The organism is Aggregicoccus sp. 17bor-14, from assembly GCF_009659535.1.
Lineage (GTDB): Bacteria > Myxococcota > Myxococcia > Myxococcales > Myxococcaceae > Aggregicoccus.
Genome location: NZ_VJZZ01000002.1, coordinates 240,991 through 254,209, shown reverse-complemented (window position 1 = coordinate 254,209; position 13,219 = coordinate 240,991). Strand labels below are relative to the sequence as shown.

Here is a 13,219-nt window from a genome sequence, read left to right as displayed (position 1 = left end):
CGGTGCGGTACACGCTGGCGCCAACCATGCCCGCCCCCGCCCGCGCCGCCCCCGAGCCCCCTGCCCCGCCCGACGCCGCTGCGGCCACCCTCGAGCCGCCCGCGCGCCCCGGCCTGGTGCTGCTGTGCCTCCTCGCGCTCTACGTCATCTGGGGCTCCACCTACCTGGGGATGCGCTTCGCGCTCGAGTCCTTCGCCCCCTTCACCATGGCGGGCCTGCGCTTCCTGTTCGCCGGCAGCGTGCTGCTGATGGCGCTCAAGGTGCGCGGCCACGCCCTGCCCACCCGGCGGCAGTGGGGCGCGAGCGCCCTCACCGGCTTCCTCCTGCTCACCGTGGGCAACGGCGCCGTCGCGGTGGGCGAGCAGACCCTGCCCTCGGGCATCGCCGCGGTGGTGGTGGGCTCCATGCCCCTGTGGGCCGCGCTCTTCAGCGGGCTGTGGGGCCAGTGGCCGGGCACCGCCGAGCGCTGGGGCCTCCTGCTCGGCTTCGCGGGCATCGTGCTGCTCAACGCCGGGGGCGGCCTGAGCGGCAGCGCGCTGGGCGCGGTCGCCCTGCTCGTCGCCCCGGCAGCGTGGGCCTTCGGCAGCGTGTGGAGCCGGCGCCTGCCCCTGCCGCCTGGGCTCATGGCCACCGCCGCGCAGATGCTGTGCGGCGGCGCGGCGGCGCTGCTGCTCTCGCGCGTCCTGCGGGAGCCGTGGCCGCTCTCCCCCACGCCGCGCGCCCTCGGCTCCTTCCTCTACCTCGTCGTGTTCGGCAGCCTCGTGGCGTTCAGCGCGTACGGCTACCTGCTGCGCAACGCGCGGCCCGCGCTCGCCACGAGCTACGCGTACGTGAACCCGGCCATCGCCGTGCTGCTCGGCGTGCTCTTCGCCGGAGAGCGGCTGGGGCCCTGGACCGTGGTGGCCATGGGCATCATCCTCGCCGCGGTGCTCCTGCTCACGCGGGCGCGGGTGCGGGCGGCGACGGCGGCCGCCCGCAGGTAGTCAGCTCAGCTGCGCCTGGGGCTCGGTGTCGTTCGCCTGCAGGGCGGAGGTCTCGCGCGGCAGCAACACGTGGAAGGTGCTGCCCTGGCCCTCCACGCCCGCGCTCTCCACCCAGATGCGCCCGCCGTGCTGCTCGACGATGCCCTGGGTGATGGTGAGCCCGAGGCCGAGGCCGCCGTAGCGGCTGCCGTGGGCGCGCCCGAAGCGCTCGAAGATGACCGCCTGCTTCTCCTTGGGGATGCCCACGCCCGAGTCCTTCACGGACAGGTGCACGGCGTCTCCCCCCTCCTCCTCCTGCAGCTGCACCAGCACGGTGCCGCCCTCGGGGGAGTAGCGGATGGCGTTGGAGACCAGGTTCGTCAGCACCTGGTCCAGGCGCCCGCGGTCCCACGCGCCCTCGAGGTGCTCGGGGGCCTGGATCTGGAGGTGGTGCTCGCCGCTGAGCACGGCCATGCGCTCGCAGGTCTCGCGCACCAGGGTGCCCAGGTCGAAGCGCTCGAGCTCCAGGCTGAGGCGGCCCGCCTGCAGGCGGCTGATGTCCAGCAGGTCCTCCACCAGCTTCGCCATCCGGTCGATCTGCCGGTTGATGATCTTCAGGCTCTTGCCGGGCCCGGTCTCGGTGTCCGCGCCCATCTTGAGCAGCGCGAGGTGCGCGTGCCCCTTCGCCGCGGCGAGCGGGGTGCGCAGCTCGTGGGACGCCGCGGCGAGGAAGGCGTCCTTCGCCTCGCTCGCGTGGCGCAGCGCGGCCTCGGCGCGCAGGTGCTCGGTGATGTCGCGCGCCACCGACACGCAGCGCCCGCTGCCGCCGTCCGTGGCCACGTACTGCAGCACCACCTCCACCGGCACCCGGGCCCCATCGCGGCGGCGGTAGTGGGTGGCGTAGTTCTGGCTCGCCTGCGCCCCGGAGAGCAGCGGCGCGATGAGGGCGCGCAGGGCGGCCTCGTCGCGCTCCGCCTCGAAGCCGAGCACGCTCTGGCCCAGCAGCTCCTCCACGCTGTAGCCGAGCTGGCGCGCGGCGCCCGCGTTCGCGTAGGTGAGCGCGAGCGTGTCCGGGCTGAACATGAGGACGAAGTCCAGGGTCGCGTCCAGAGTGGTCTTGAAGCGGGCGCGCGCCTCCTCGGCGCGCTTCTTGTCGTCGATGTCCGTGGCGGTGGCGAGCCAGCCGGTGAAGGTGCCCTCCTCGTCCTTCTGGGGCACCGCGCGCGCGAGGTGCCAGCGGTACACGCCGTCCGCGCGCCGCAGCCGCCACTCCAGCTCGAAGGGCTTGGGGACTGCGTGCTGGGCGCCCTTCCACTGGGCGAGCGCGCGCACCCGGTCGTCCGGGTGCACCACGGTGGCGATCGCCTCCTCCACGCTCGCGGTGGGGCCCACCTGGGCGTACTCCTGCCAGGCGCGGTTCGCGTACTGCACCTCGCCCGAGGGCGCGAGCACCCACACGTTGTGGGGCATGGCGTCGATGAGGCCTCGGAAGCGCTGCTCGCTCGCGCGCTCCAGGGCCTCGCGCTCGCGCTGGCGCAAGAGCTCCGCCTGGCGCTGGATCTGCTGCTCCTTGAGGAACAGATCCACGAAGACGCTGACCTTGGAGCGGAGGATCTCCGGGTCGAAGGGCTTGAGCAGGTAGTCCACCGCGCCGTGCGCGTAGCCCTTGAAGACGTGGGCCGCGTCGCGGCTGAGCGCGGTGAGGAAGAGGATGGGGACGGTGCGGGTGCGCTCGCGCTGCTTGATGAGGGCCGCGGTCTGGAAGCCGTCCAGGCCGGGCATCTGCACGTCCATCAGGATGGCGGCGAAGTCGCGGCGCAGCAGCTGCTTGAGCGCCTCCTCGCCGCTGTGGGCCTTGACCAGCTCCTGGCCCAGCGGCTCGAGGATGGCCTCGAGCGCGAGCAGGTTGGACGGGTGGTCGTCCACCATGAGGATGGCCGCCCGGGCACGCGCGCCGGGCCGCGGGGCAGCAGCGCTGCGCTCGGGGCTGGGACTGGGCTCGGGAGGGGGCATTGCGGGGCTTCGGCGAAGGTCCAAGGTGGGAGGTCTCGGCAGCTCTGCGGGATGCCGGGCGCAGGCGAGCGCGCCGGCAGAGAGGCTAGGCACGCGCCCCGCCGAGCAGAAGGCCGGCCGGCGGGGCGCGTGTGCTAGCGATCAGTCGTGTGCGCTACGCGTGCACCCACAGGCGGATGAGCTCCAGGAGCTTGTCGGTGTCCACCGGCTTGGGCAGGTAGTCGCTCGCGCCGGCCGCGATGCACTTCTCGCGGTCGTCCTTCAGCGCCTTCGCGGTGATGGCGATGATGGGCAGGCTCGCGTGCTTGAGGTCGTTGCGGATGGCCCGCATCGTCTCGTAGCCGTCCATCTCCGGCATCATCACGTCCATGAGGACCACGTCCACGTCCCGGTGGGCCTCGAGCGCCTCGATGCCGGCGCGCCCGTTCTCCGCGAAGACCACCTGCATGCCCTGGTTCTCGAGCACGCTGGTGAGGGCGAAGATGTTGCGCATGTCGTCGTCCACCACGAGCACCTTGCGGCCCGAGAGGTCCGCCTCGCTGCCGCCGTCGCGCCGCTGGGCGAGCGCCTGGCGGGTCTTCTCCGGCAGGTTCTCGTCGATGCGGTGCAGGAACAGCGCGGTGTCCGCCACCAGCTGCTCGGGGCTGCGGCTGCCGCTCTTGAGGATGACGCTGCCCGTGTACTTCTTGAGCCGCGCCTCGTCCTTCGAGCTGAGCTCCTTGCCCGTGTAGACCACCACCGGCAGGTCGCGGAAGCGGTGCTGGGTCTTCACCTCCTCGACCAGGCGGATGCCGTCCACGTCCGGCAGCAGCAGGTCCACCACGAGGCAGTCGTATTCGCCCGTCTCCAGCATCTTCATCGCCTCCTCGCCGGTGGGCACCGCCGTGACCTTCACGTCGTCGCCCTCGCCGAGCAGGCGGGTGATGCTCTCGCGCTGCGTGTCGTCGTCCTCGATGAGCAGCAGCCGGCGCTCCTTGCGCTCCAGGAAGCGCGAGAGCTGGCTGAACACGCGCTCCAGGCCCTCCTGGCTCACCGGCTTCTCCAGGTAGCCGAAGGCGCCCTGGGCGTTGCCGCGCAGCTTGTCCATCACGCTGATCACGTGCACCGGGATGTGGCGGGTGCGCGGGTTGCGCTTGAGGCGGTCCAGCACGCTCCAGCCGTCCACCACGGGCAGCTGGATGTCCAGGGTGATGGCGTCCGGCTGGTGCTCGTTGGCCATGGCGAGGCCGGTGTCACCGCGGGTGGCGCACAGGGCCTTGAAGCCCTTCTCGCGCGCCATCTGCACCATGATGCGGGCGAACTTCACGTCGTCCTCGATGATGAGCAGGACGCGGTCGCCCTCGCGGATGTGCTCGCGGTCGTCCTCGAGCGGCTGCAGGGGCGGGGTCTCGAGCGTGGGCGGCAGCGCGCTGTCGAGCACGTGCGACTCGGGCGCGGCCGCCGGCTGCTGCGGCGCGGGCGCGCGCAGGGGAGGCAGCGGCTGCGGCGTGCCGGACAGCTGCGGCTTCTCCGCCGGCACCTCCTCCGCGGGCGCCACGTACTCGGGCGGCAGGAAGAGGGTGAAGGTGCTGCCCTTGCCCGGCTGGCTCTCCAGGCGGATCTCGCCGCCCAGCAGGCGCGTGATCTCGCGGCTGATGGACAGGCCCAGGCCCGTGCCGCCGTACTTGCGCGCGGTGCTGCCGTCCGCCTGCTGGAAGGCCTCGAAGATGATCTTCTGCTTGGCCTTGGGGATGCCGATGCCGGTGTCCGTCACGCTGAACGCGATGGCGTTCTGGGCGCGCTTGAGCACCTCGCTCTCGAAGCCCGCGGCGCTCGGGACGAGCGCCACCTTCAGCTTCACGCTGCCCGTGTCCGTGAACTTGAACGCGTTGCTGAGCAGGTTCTTGAGCACCTGCTGCAGGCGCTGCGGGTCCGTGCGGATGTGGCGCGGGACGTTGGGGGCGATCTCCGTGGTGAAGGTGAGCCCCTTCTGCTCCGCGACCGGACGGAAGGACCGGTCCACGAACTCGTTGAGCTCGCCGAGCACGATGTCGCGCGGCTCGACCTGCATCTTGCCGGCCTCGACCTTGCTCAGGTCGAGGATCTCGTTGATGAGGCTGAGCAGGTCCCCACCCGAAGCGTAGATGGTGTTCGCGTACTCCACCTGCTTCTGGCTGAGGTTCTGCTCCTTGTTGTCCGCGAGCAGCTTCGCGAGGATGAGCAGGCTGTTGAGCGGCGTGCGCAGCTCGTGGCTCATGTTGGCGAGGAACTCGCTCTTGTACTTGGAGATGAGGCTGAGCTGCTCGGCCTTCTCCTCGAGGCTCGCGCGCGCGAGCTCCACCTCGCGGTTCTTCACCTCGACGCGGCTGTTCTGCTCCTCGAGCTGCTTCGCCTTCTCCTCCAGCTCGAGCGCCTGGGCCTCGAGCTCCGTGTTCGTGCGCTTGAGCTCCTCCTGCTGCTGCGTGAGCTCCTTGGACTGGCTCTGCAGCTCCTGCGTGAGGCTCTGCGACTGCTGCAGCAGCTCCTCGGTGCGCATGTTCGCCATGATCATGTTCAGGACCACGCCGATGCTCTCGGTGAGCTGGTCCAGGAAGATCTGGTGGATGGTGCTGAAGGGGTGGAAGGACGCGAGCTCGATCACCGCCTTCACCTGGCCCTCGAACAGGACCGGGAGGACGATGATGTTGAGCGGCGCGGACTCACCGAGGCCCGAGCTGATGGTGATGTAGTCGCTGGGGACCTTGGTGAGCAGGATGGTCTTCTTCTCCAGCGCGCACTGACCCACCAGGCTCTCGCCCAGGTGGAAGCGGTTGGAGAGGTGCTTGCGCTCCCGGTACGCGTAGGTGCTGGTGAGCTTGAGCGTGGGGGTGCTGCCCTCCTGGTCCATCAGGAAGAAGGCACCGTGGTGCGCGCTCACCAGCGGCGTGAGCTCGCTCATGATGAGCCGGCTCACCGCCTCCAGGTTCTTCTGGCCCTGCATCATCCCGCCGAACTTGGCGAGGTTCGTCTTCAGCCAGTCCTGCTCCTGGTTCTTCTGCGTGGTCTCACGCAGGTTGAAGATCATCTGGTTGATGTTGTCCTTCAGCGCCGCGACCTCGCCCTCGGCGACGACCGTGATGCTGCGGGTGAGGTCACCCTTGGTCACCGCGGTGGCCACGTCCGAGATGGCGCGCAGCTGGCTGGTGAGCGTGCCGGCCAGCTGGTTCACGTTGTCCGTGAGCTGGCGCCAGGTGCCCATCGCGCCCGGCACCTTCGCCTGACCGCCGAGCTTTCCTTCGATACCCACCTCGCGGGCCACCGTCGTCACCTGCTCGGCGAAGGTGCCCAGCGTGTCGGTCATCCCGTTGATGGTGTCCGCGAGCGCGGCCACCTCACCCTTCGCCTCGACGACGAGCTTCTGGCTCAGGTCGCCGTTCGCAACGGCCGTCACCACCTTCACGATGCCGCGCACCTGGGTGGTCAGGTTGGACGCCATGAAGTTCACGTTGTCGGTGAGGTCCTTCCAGGTGCCAGCGACGCCGGGCACGCGGGCCTGGCCGCCCAGCTTCCCCTCGACGCCCACCTCGCGGGCCACCGTGGAGACCTGCTCGGCGAAGATGGAGAGCGTGTCCGTCATGGCGTTGATGGTGTCGGCGAGCGCCGCCACCTCGCCCTTCGCCTCGACGACCAGCTTCTGGCGGAGGTCACCGTTGGCGACCGCGGTCACCACCTTCACGATGCCGCGCACCTGCGTGGTGAGGTTGCGGGCCATGAAGTTCACGTTGTCCGTGAGGTCCTTCCAGGTGCCGCTCACGCCGCGCACCTCGGCCTGACCGCCCAGCTTGCCCTCGGTACCCACCTCCTTCGCGACGCGGGTCACCTCGCCGGCGAAGGAGTTCAGCTGGTCCACCATGATGTTGATGGTGTTCTTCAGCTCGAGGATCTCGCCCTTCGCATCGACGGTGATCTTCTTGGAGAGGTCGCCGTTCGCGACCGCCGTCGTCACCAGCGCGATGTTGCGCACCTGGCTGGTGAGGTTCGAGGCCATGAAGTTCACGTTGTCGGTGAGGTCCTTCCAGACGCCCGACACGCCCTTCACGTCCGCCTGACCGCCGAGCTTTCCGTCGGTGCCCACCTCCTTCGCGACGCGGGTCACCTCACCGGCGAAGCTGCGCAGCTGGTCCACCATCGTGTTGACGGTGTCCTTGAGCTGCAGCACCTCGCCGCGCGCCTCGACGGTGATCTTCTGGCTCAGGTCGCCATTCGCGACGGCGGTCGTCACCTTGGCGATGTTGCGCACCTGGTCGGTGAGGTTACCGGCCAGCACGTTCACGTTGTCCGTGAGGTCCTTCCACGTGCCGGACACACCCTTCACCTGCGCCTGGCCACCCAGCTTGCCCTCGGTGCCCACCTCCTTCGCGACGCGGGTCACTTCCGAGGCGAAGCTGTTGAGCTGGTCCACCATCGTGTTGATGGTGTTCTTCAGCTCGAGCACCTCGCCCTTCACCGACACCGTGATCTTCTGCGAGAGGTCGCCGTTGGCCACCGCGGTGGTCACCTTGGCGATGTTGCGCACCTGGTCCGTCAGGTTGCCTGCGAGCACGTTCACGTTGTCCGTGAGGTCCTTCCACGTGCCGCTGACGCCCTTCACCTCCGCCTGACCGCCCAGCTTGCCCTCGGTGCCCACCTCCTTGGCCACGCGGGTCACCTCGCCCGCGAAGCTGCGCAGCTGGTCCACCATCGTGTTGATGGTGTTCTTCAGCTCGAGCACCTCGCCGCGCACGTCCACGGTGATCTTCTTCGACAGGTCGCCGTTCGCGACCGCCGTCGTGACCTCCGCGATGTTGCGCACCTGCGCCGTGAGGTTGTTCGCGAGCAGGTTCACGTTGTCCGTGAGGTCCTTCCACGTACCGGCGACGCCCGGCACCTCGGCCTGGGCGCCCAGCTTCCCCTCCACGCCCACCGTGCGGGCGACGCTGGTCACCTGCTGGGCGAAGATGGACAGCGTCTTGGTCATCGCGTTGAGCGTGTCCGCGAGGGCCGCGATCTCACCCTTCGCCTCCACGACGAGCTTCTGCGAGAGGTCACCGCCTGCGACCGCGGTCACCACCTTCACGATGCCGCGCACCTGGGTGGTGAGGTTGGAGGCCATCACGTTCACGTTGTCCGTGAGGTCCTTCCACACGCCAGACACGCCCTTCACGTCGGCCTGGCCGCCCAGCTTTCCTTCCGTACCCACCTCCTTCGCGACGCGGGTCACCTCACCCGCGAACGACCGGAGCTGGTCCACCATGATGTTGATGGTGTCCTTGAGCTGGAGCACCTCGCCGCGGGCGTCCACGGTGATCTTCTTGGACAGGTCGCCCTTCGCCACCGCGGTGGTCACCTCGGCGATGTTGCGCACCTGAGCGGTGAGGTTGTTCGCCAGCAGGTTCACGTTGTTGGTGAGGTCCTTCCAGGTGCCGGCCACTCCGGGCACCTCCGCCTGGGCGCCGAGCTTCCCTTCGACACCCACCGTGCGGGCCACGTCCGTCACCTGCTGCGCGAAGGTGGAGAGCGTCTCCGTCATCGCGTTGATGGTGTCCGCGAGCGCGGCCACCTCGCCCTTCGCCTCCACCTTCAGGCGCTGGGTGAGGTCGCCGTTCGCCACCGCCGTCACCACCTTGGCGATGCCGCGCACCTGGGTGGTGAGGTTGGAGGCCATGAAGTTCACGTTGTCCGTGAGGTCCTTCCACGTACCGGCAACGCCCTTCACCTCCGCCTGGCCACCCAGCTTGCCGTGCGTACCCACCTCGCGCGCGACGCGGGTCACCTCGCCGGCGAAGGAGTTCAGCTGGTCCACCATCGTGTTGATGGTGTTCTTCAGCTCGAGGATCTCGCCCTTCGCATCGACGGTGATCTTCTTGGAGAGGTCACCGTTGGCCACCGCCGTGGTCACGAGGGCGATGTTGCGCACCTGGCTCGTGAGGTTGGAGGCCATGAAGTTCACGTTGTCCGTGAGGTCCTTCCAGGTGCCGCTGACGCCCGGCACCTGCGCCTGACCGCCGAGGCGGCCCTCGGTGCCCACCTCCTTCGCCACGCGGGTCACCTCACCGGCGAAGCTGTTGAGCTGGTCCACCATGGTGTTGATGGTGCTCTTGAGCTCGAGCACCTCGCCCTTGGCGTCCACCGTGATCTTCTTGGAGAGGTCGCCCTTCGCGACCGCGGTGGTCACCTCGGCGATGTTGCGCACCTGCGCGGTGAGGTTGTTCGCGAGGAGGTTCACGTTGTTCGTGAGGTCCTTCCACGTGCCCGCGACGCCCGGCACCTCCGCCTGCGCGCCCAGCTTGCCCTCGACACCCACCGTGCGGGCGACGCTGGTCACCTGCTGCGCGAAGATGGAGAGCGTCTCCGTCATGTTGTTGAGCGTGGCGCCCAGCGCGGCGATCTCGCCCTGGCTGGGGACCATCAGCTTCTGGCTGAGGTCGCCGTTCGCGACGGCCGTCACCACCTTCACGATCCCGCGCACCTGGGTCGTCAGGTTCGAGGCCATGAAGTTCACGTTGTCCGTGAGGTCCTTCCAGGTGCCGGACACGCCGCGCACGTCGGCCTGACCGCCCAGCTTTCCTTCGGTGCCCACCTCGCGGGCCACGCGGGTCACCTCGCCGGCGAACGAGTTGAGCTGGTCCACCATCGTGTTGATGGTGCTCTTGAGCTCGAGCATCTCGCCGCGGGCGTCCACGGTGATCTTCTTGGACAGGTCACCCTTCGCCACCGCCGTGGTCACCTCGGCGATGTTGCGCACCTGGGTGGTCAGGTTGTTGGCCATCAGGTTCACGTTGTCCGTGAGGTCGCGCCAGGTGCCGCTCGCCTCGGGGACCTCTGCCTGACCGCCCAGCTTTCCGTCGCTGCCCACCTCCTTCGCGACGCGCGTCACTTCGGCGGCGAAGGCGGAGAGCTGATCCACCATCGCGTTCACCGTGGTGCCGATGCGCAGGAACTCGCCCTTCACCTGCTGGCCGTCGATCTCGAGGGCCATCTTCTGGGTGAGGTCGCCCTCGGCCACCGCGACGAGCACGCGGGCCACTTCCGTGGTCGGCTGCACGAGGTCCGCGATGAGCGCGTTGATGCTGTTCACGCGCGTGGCCCACTCGCCCTTCATGTTGGGCAGCACCACGCGCTCGGCCATGCGGCCCTCGCGGCCGACCACGCGCTCCACGCGCACGGTCTCGCTGGTGAGGGCGGCGTTGAGGTCCGCGACCGCGTTGAAGGCGGAGGCGATCTCGCCGAGCACCGGGTCCTCGGGCTGCGCGGGCATGCGCACGCTGAAGTCGCCGTCGTGCATGGAGCGCAGGGCGCTGAGCAGCGGGAAGAGCGGGTGATCCGACGGGAGGCCCCGTGCGCGGTTCACCACGACCGCCTTGCCGTTGCCCGGCGCAGCGACGCTGGTGGAGGCGGCGGTCTTGCGGCGCGGGGACTTCCGCTTGCCGTTGCCGTTGGGGATGGAGGGATCGTTGGCGTCCACGGACGGGCTCCTCGGGAACTTTTGGAAAGGCGTGCGACCTGAGGCGGAACTTGTCTAAGGATCGCGGGGCTTTGTCGAATGCCATGGCCCGGGGGGGCCTTCTGCTCCGTTCAGCACTTAACCGCTGCTGGCCGGCACCCCATGCTGCGGGTGAAAAGCCCGGGAAAAGCGGCCACTTGGCTCATGGCCGCGACCCGGGCGAAGGGTCAGACTCCTACTCCCGATGTCCACATCGGGCATCCCCGAATCGCAGGGCCCCCTCCGCGCCCGATCGCAGGGCAGGCGGCGAAGCGGGGCTTATCCGGGGCTTGGCGCAGGTCAGCCCTGGGGGGCGTCCGGGGCCTCGAGCCCTGCCTTCAGCTCGGAGAGCAGGCGGGCCGCCAGTGGCACTGAGATGAGGCGCGCGTCGAAGGTGAGGCTGAGGGTCATCACCTGGCCGGTGCGCACGGCTCCGGCCTCGGCCACCGGCTCGGTGCGCACGCGCCCGGGGGCCAGCAGCAGGGGCACCCGGGTGTAGCCCACGGCGGCCACGTAGGCGCGCTCGAGGCCGAGCGAGCCCACGCTGGTGACGGCCACGCTGCCGAAGGGGTCGTGCGGCATGCCGGCCCAGCCCAGGTCGCGGTTCAGCGTGAACCAGACGAAGGAGAGGAGCGCGAGCGCCCCGTTCATGAAGAAGGCGGGGACGTAGGACGCATTGCGCCTGCCCGACTCGAGCCGCCGGTCGCGCCGCGCCCGCACGTCCGCGATGCGCTGCTCCAGCTCGCGCGCGAGCCCGGCGAGCGAGAGCCGGTCCGCGTCCGCGACGGTCGCCGTGCCCAGGTCCACCTTCCCGCCGCGCTCGCGCTGCACCACGAGGCAGCACACGGTCACGTGCTGGCGCAGCCAGGGGCGCCCGAAGCGCAAGAGCACGTTGGCCTCGGGGTGGCGGCGCAGCACGTCCGCGGCCACCTTGGCCACCAGGTGCGTCACCGTCACCCGCTGCCCCTCCTCGGCGTGCACGCAGGCCATGCGCGCGAGCGCCGCGTCCATGCGCACCTCCACCGTCGCGTACGCGTTGGGGTCGCCCGGCCCCTCTCCGCTCAGCGCGAGGCGCTGCAGCGGGCGCAGGGCGCGCGGGCGCGCAGAGAGGGACACAGGAGCAGTCACGGCGGCGCTACCCTACCGCCCCCTCCGTGCTAAGGGCAGCGAGACGATGACGCGCGAACCCCTCGAGAACAAAGAGCAGGTCATCGACAGCCTCAATGCACTCTACGAGGCGCACATCCCGCACAACCGCGCGCTCGGCCTGCGCGTGGTGGACGCGGGCACCGGCGAGGCCTGGGTGAAGCTGCCCTACGACGCGAAGCTCGTGGGCAACCCCGAGACGGGCGTGCTGCACGGCGGCTGCATCACCACGCTCATCGACGTGGCCTGCGGCGCCGCGGTGATGCTCAAGCTCACCCGCATGGTGCGCATCGCCACGCTGGACCTGCGCATCGACTACCTGCGCCCCGCGCGCCCCGGCCAGGACGTGGTGGCCCACGCCGAGTGCTACAAGCTCACGCACAACGTGGCCTTCGTGCGCGCGCTCGCCTCGCACGGGGACGGGAACGACCCCATCGCCAGCGCGCAGGGCACCTTCATCCTGGTGGACGAATGAGCGACGAGGCGACGAAGACCCCGGCCAAGGGCGCGCTGCTCTCGCTCATCCGCCGCGCGCGGGAGACCGGAGACCTGGCTCCGCTCACCGAGGCCATTCCGTACGCGCGCTTCCTCGGGCTGAAGCTGCAGCAGGTGGAGGGCGAGCGGCTCTGCCTCATGCCGTATCAGCCCATGCTCATCGGCAACAGCGCGCTGCCCGCGCTGCATGGCGGCACCCTCGGTGCGCTCTTGGAGAGCACCGCCATCTTCGAGCTGATGGCCCAGGCCGCGAGCGACCGCGTGCCGAAGATCATCTCCCTCACGGTGGACTACCTGCGCTCGGGCAAGGCGCAGGACACCTGGGCCCACGCGGTCATCACCCGCGCAGGAAGGCGCGTGGCCAACGTGCGCGTGGAGGCGTGGCAGGAGGACCGCGCGCGCCCCATCGCGACCGCGAACGTGCTCTTCCTCGTCGCGGGCGGCGCGAGCGCGGCGTAGGCACCTCGCTCCCACGGAGCACGTCGATGAGCACGACGCGGCCACCTTCTCAGTCCTTCACGCCGGCGGACGCAGACTTCGAGCAGCGCGTCCGCTCGAGCTTCGCGCGCCAGCGCGTCATGGCCACCCTCGGCGCCGAGCTCACGACGGTGACGCCGGGTGAGGTGGTCATCGCGCTCCCGTTCCGCGAGGACCTCACGCAGCAGCACGGGTACCTGCACGCGGCCATCGTCACGGCCATCGTCGACAGTGCGTGTGGCTACGCTGCGTACTCGCTGATGCCCGCGGACGCTGGCGTCCTCACCGTGGAGTACAAGGTCAACTTCCTCGCCCCTGCCGCGGGCCGCCGGTTCTTCGCATACGGACGGGTGACGAAGCCCGGGCGCACGCTCACCGTCACCACGGGTGACGTCATCGCGGAGACCGACGCGGGCCCGAAGCCCGTCGCCACCATCCTCGCGACGATGATGACCCTGAGCGGCCGGGGCGTCGCGGGGTAGCGCGGCGCCGCTTGCCGGTAGGGCGTCAGGACCGGATGGGTGGCGGAGCGCTCGTGCCCTCCGCGAAGGGGCGCTGCCAGCGCGCGGCGCTCAGGGGATTTTCGGGAGCCGACCCGCTTCCGACGGAAGGGATGCGGCCTCTCGAGCTCCCTGCGCTCGCTTCT

The 13,219-nt window shown here is 69.9% G+C and carries 7 protein-coding genes; 4 read left to right on the top strand and 3 right to left on the bottom strand.

Going from position 1 to position 13,219, the window contains the following annotated elements:
• Positions 1–26: 26 nt before the first annotated feature.
• On the top strand, positions 27–983 hold the full coding sequence (gene yedA, locus FGE12_RS04955; RefSeq protein WP_153865095.1) for a drug/metabolite exporter YedA: 957 nt from the start codon (positions 27–29) through the stop codon (positions 981–983).
• Here the strand turns inward: yedA and FGE12_RS04950 are convergent, their stop codons facing one another.
• The 3 genes from FGE12_RS04950 to FGE12_RS04940 form a co-directional block, all read right to left on the bottom strand.
• Positions 984–2,975 (bottom strand): PAS domain S-box protein, encoded by a 1,992-nt coding sequence (locus FGE12_RS04950; protein ID WP_304503083.1) that lies wholly within the window; start codon positions 2,973–2,975, stop codon positions 984–986. It abuts the gene before it with no gap.
• A 154-nt stretch (positions 2,976–3,129) separates the two neighbouring features.
• Positions 3,130–10,257 (bottom strand): HAMP domain-containing protein, encoded by a 7,128-nt coding sequence (locus tag FGE12_RS04945; protein ID WP_194797645.1) that lies wholly within the window; start codon positions 10,255–10,257, stop codon positions 3,130–3,132.
• A gap of 498 nt (positions 10,258–10,755) precedes the next feature.
• Positions 10,756–11,571 carry a 2-oxo acid dehydrogenase subunit E2 gene (locus FGE12_RS04940; RefSeq protein WP_370458887.1) on the bottom strand — a complete coding sequence of 272 codons (816 nt, stop codon included), beginning with the start codon at positions 11,569–11,571 and terminating at the stop codon, positions 10,756–10,758.
• A 58-nt stretch (positions 11,572–11,629) separates the two neighbouring features.
• On the opposite strand from FGE12_RS04940, the gene FGE12_RS04935 reads away from it, so the two are divergent.
• The 3 genes from FGE12_RS04935 to FGE12_RS04925 are packed head-to-tail and all read left to right on the top strand — an operon-like array spanning position 11,630 to position 13,055.
• A complete protein-coding gene (locus tag FGE12_RS04935; protein WP_153865094.1) occupies positions 11,630–12,076 on the top strand; it encodes a PaaI family thioesterase in 447 nt (148 codons plus the stop codon).
• The gene (locus FGE12_RS04930) at positions 12,073–12,555 is read left to right on the top strand and encodes a PaaI family thioesterase (protein WP_153865093.1); all 483 of its coding nucleotides are present in this window, start codon (positions 12,073–12,075) and stop codon (positions 12,553–12,555) included. Before FGE12_RS04935 ends, FGE12_RS04930 begins: the two co-directional genes overlap by 4 nt.
• A 26-nt stretch (positions 12,556–12,581) precedes the next feature.
• Complete coding sequence (locus tag FGE12_RS04925; RefSeq protein WP_153865092.1) at positions 12,582–13,055, top strand: PaaI family thioesterase; 474 nt, start codon at positions 12,582–12,584, stop codon at positions 13,053–13,055.
• Positions 13,056–13,219: the final 164 nt, after the last annotated feature.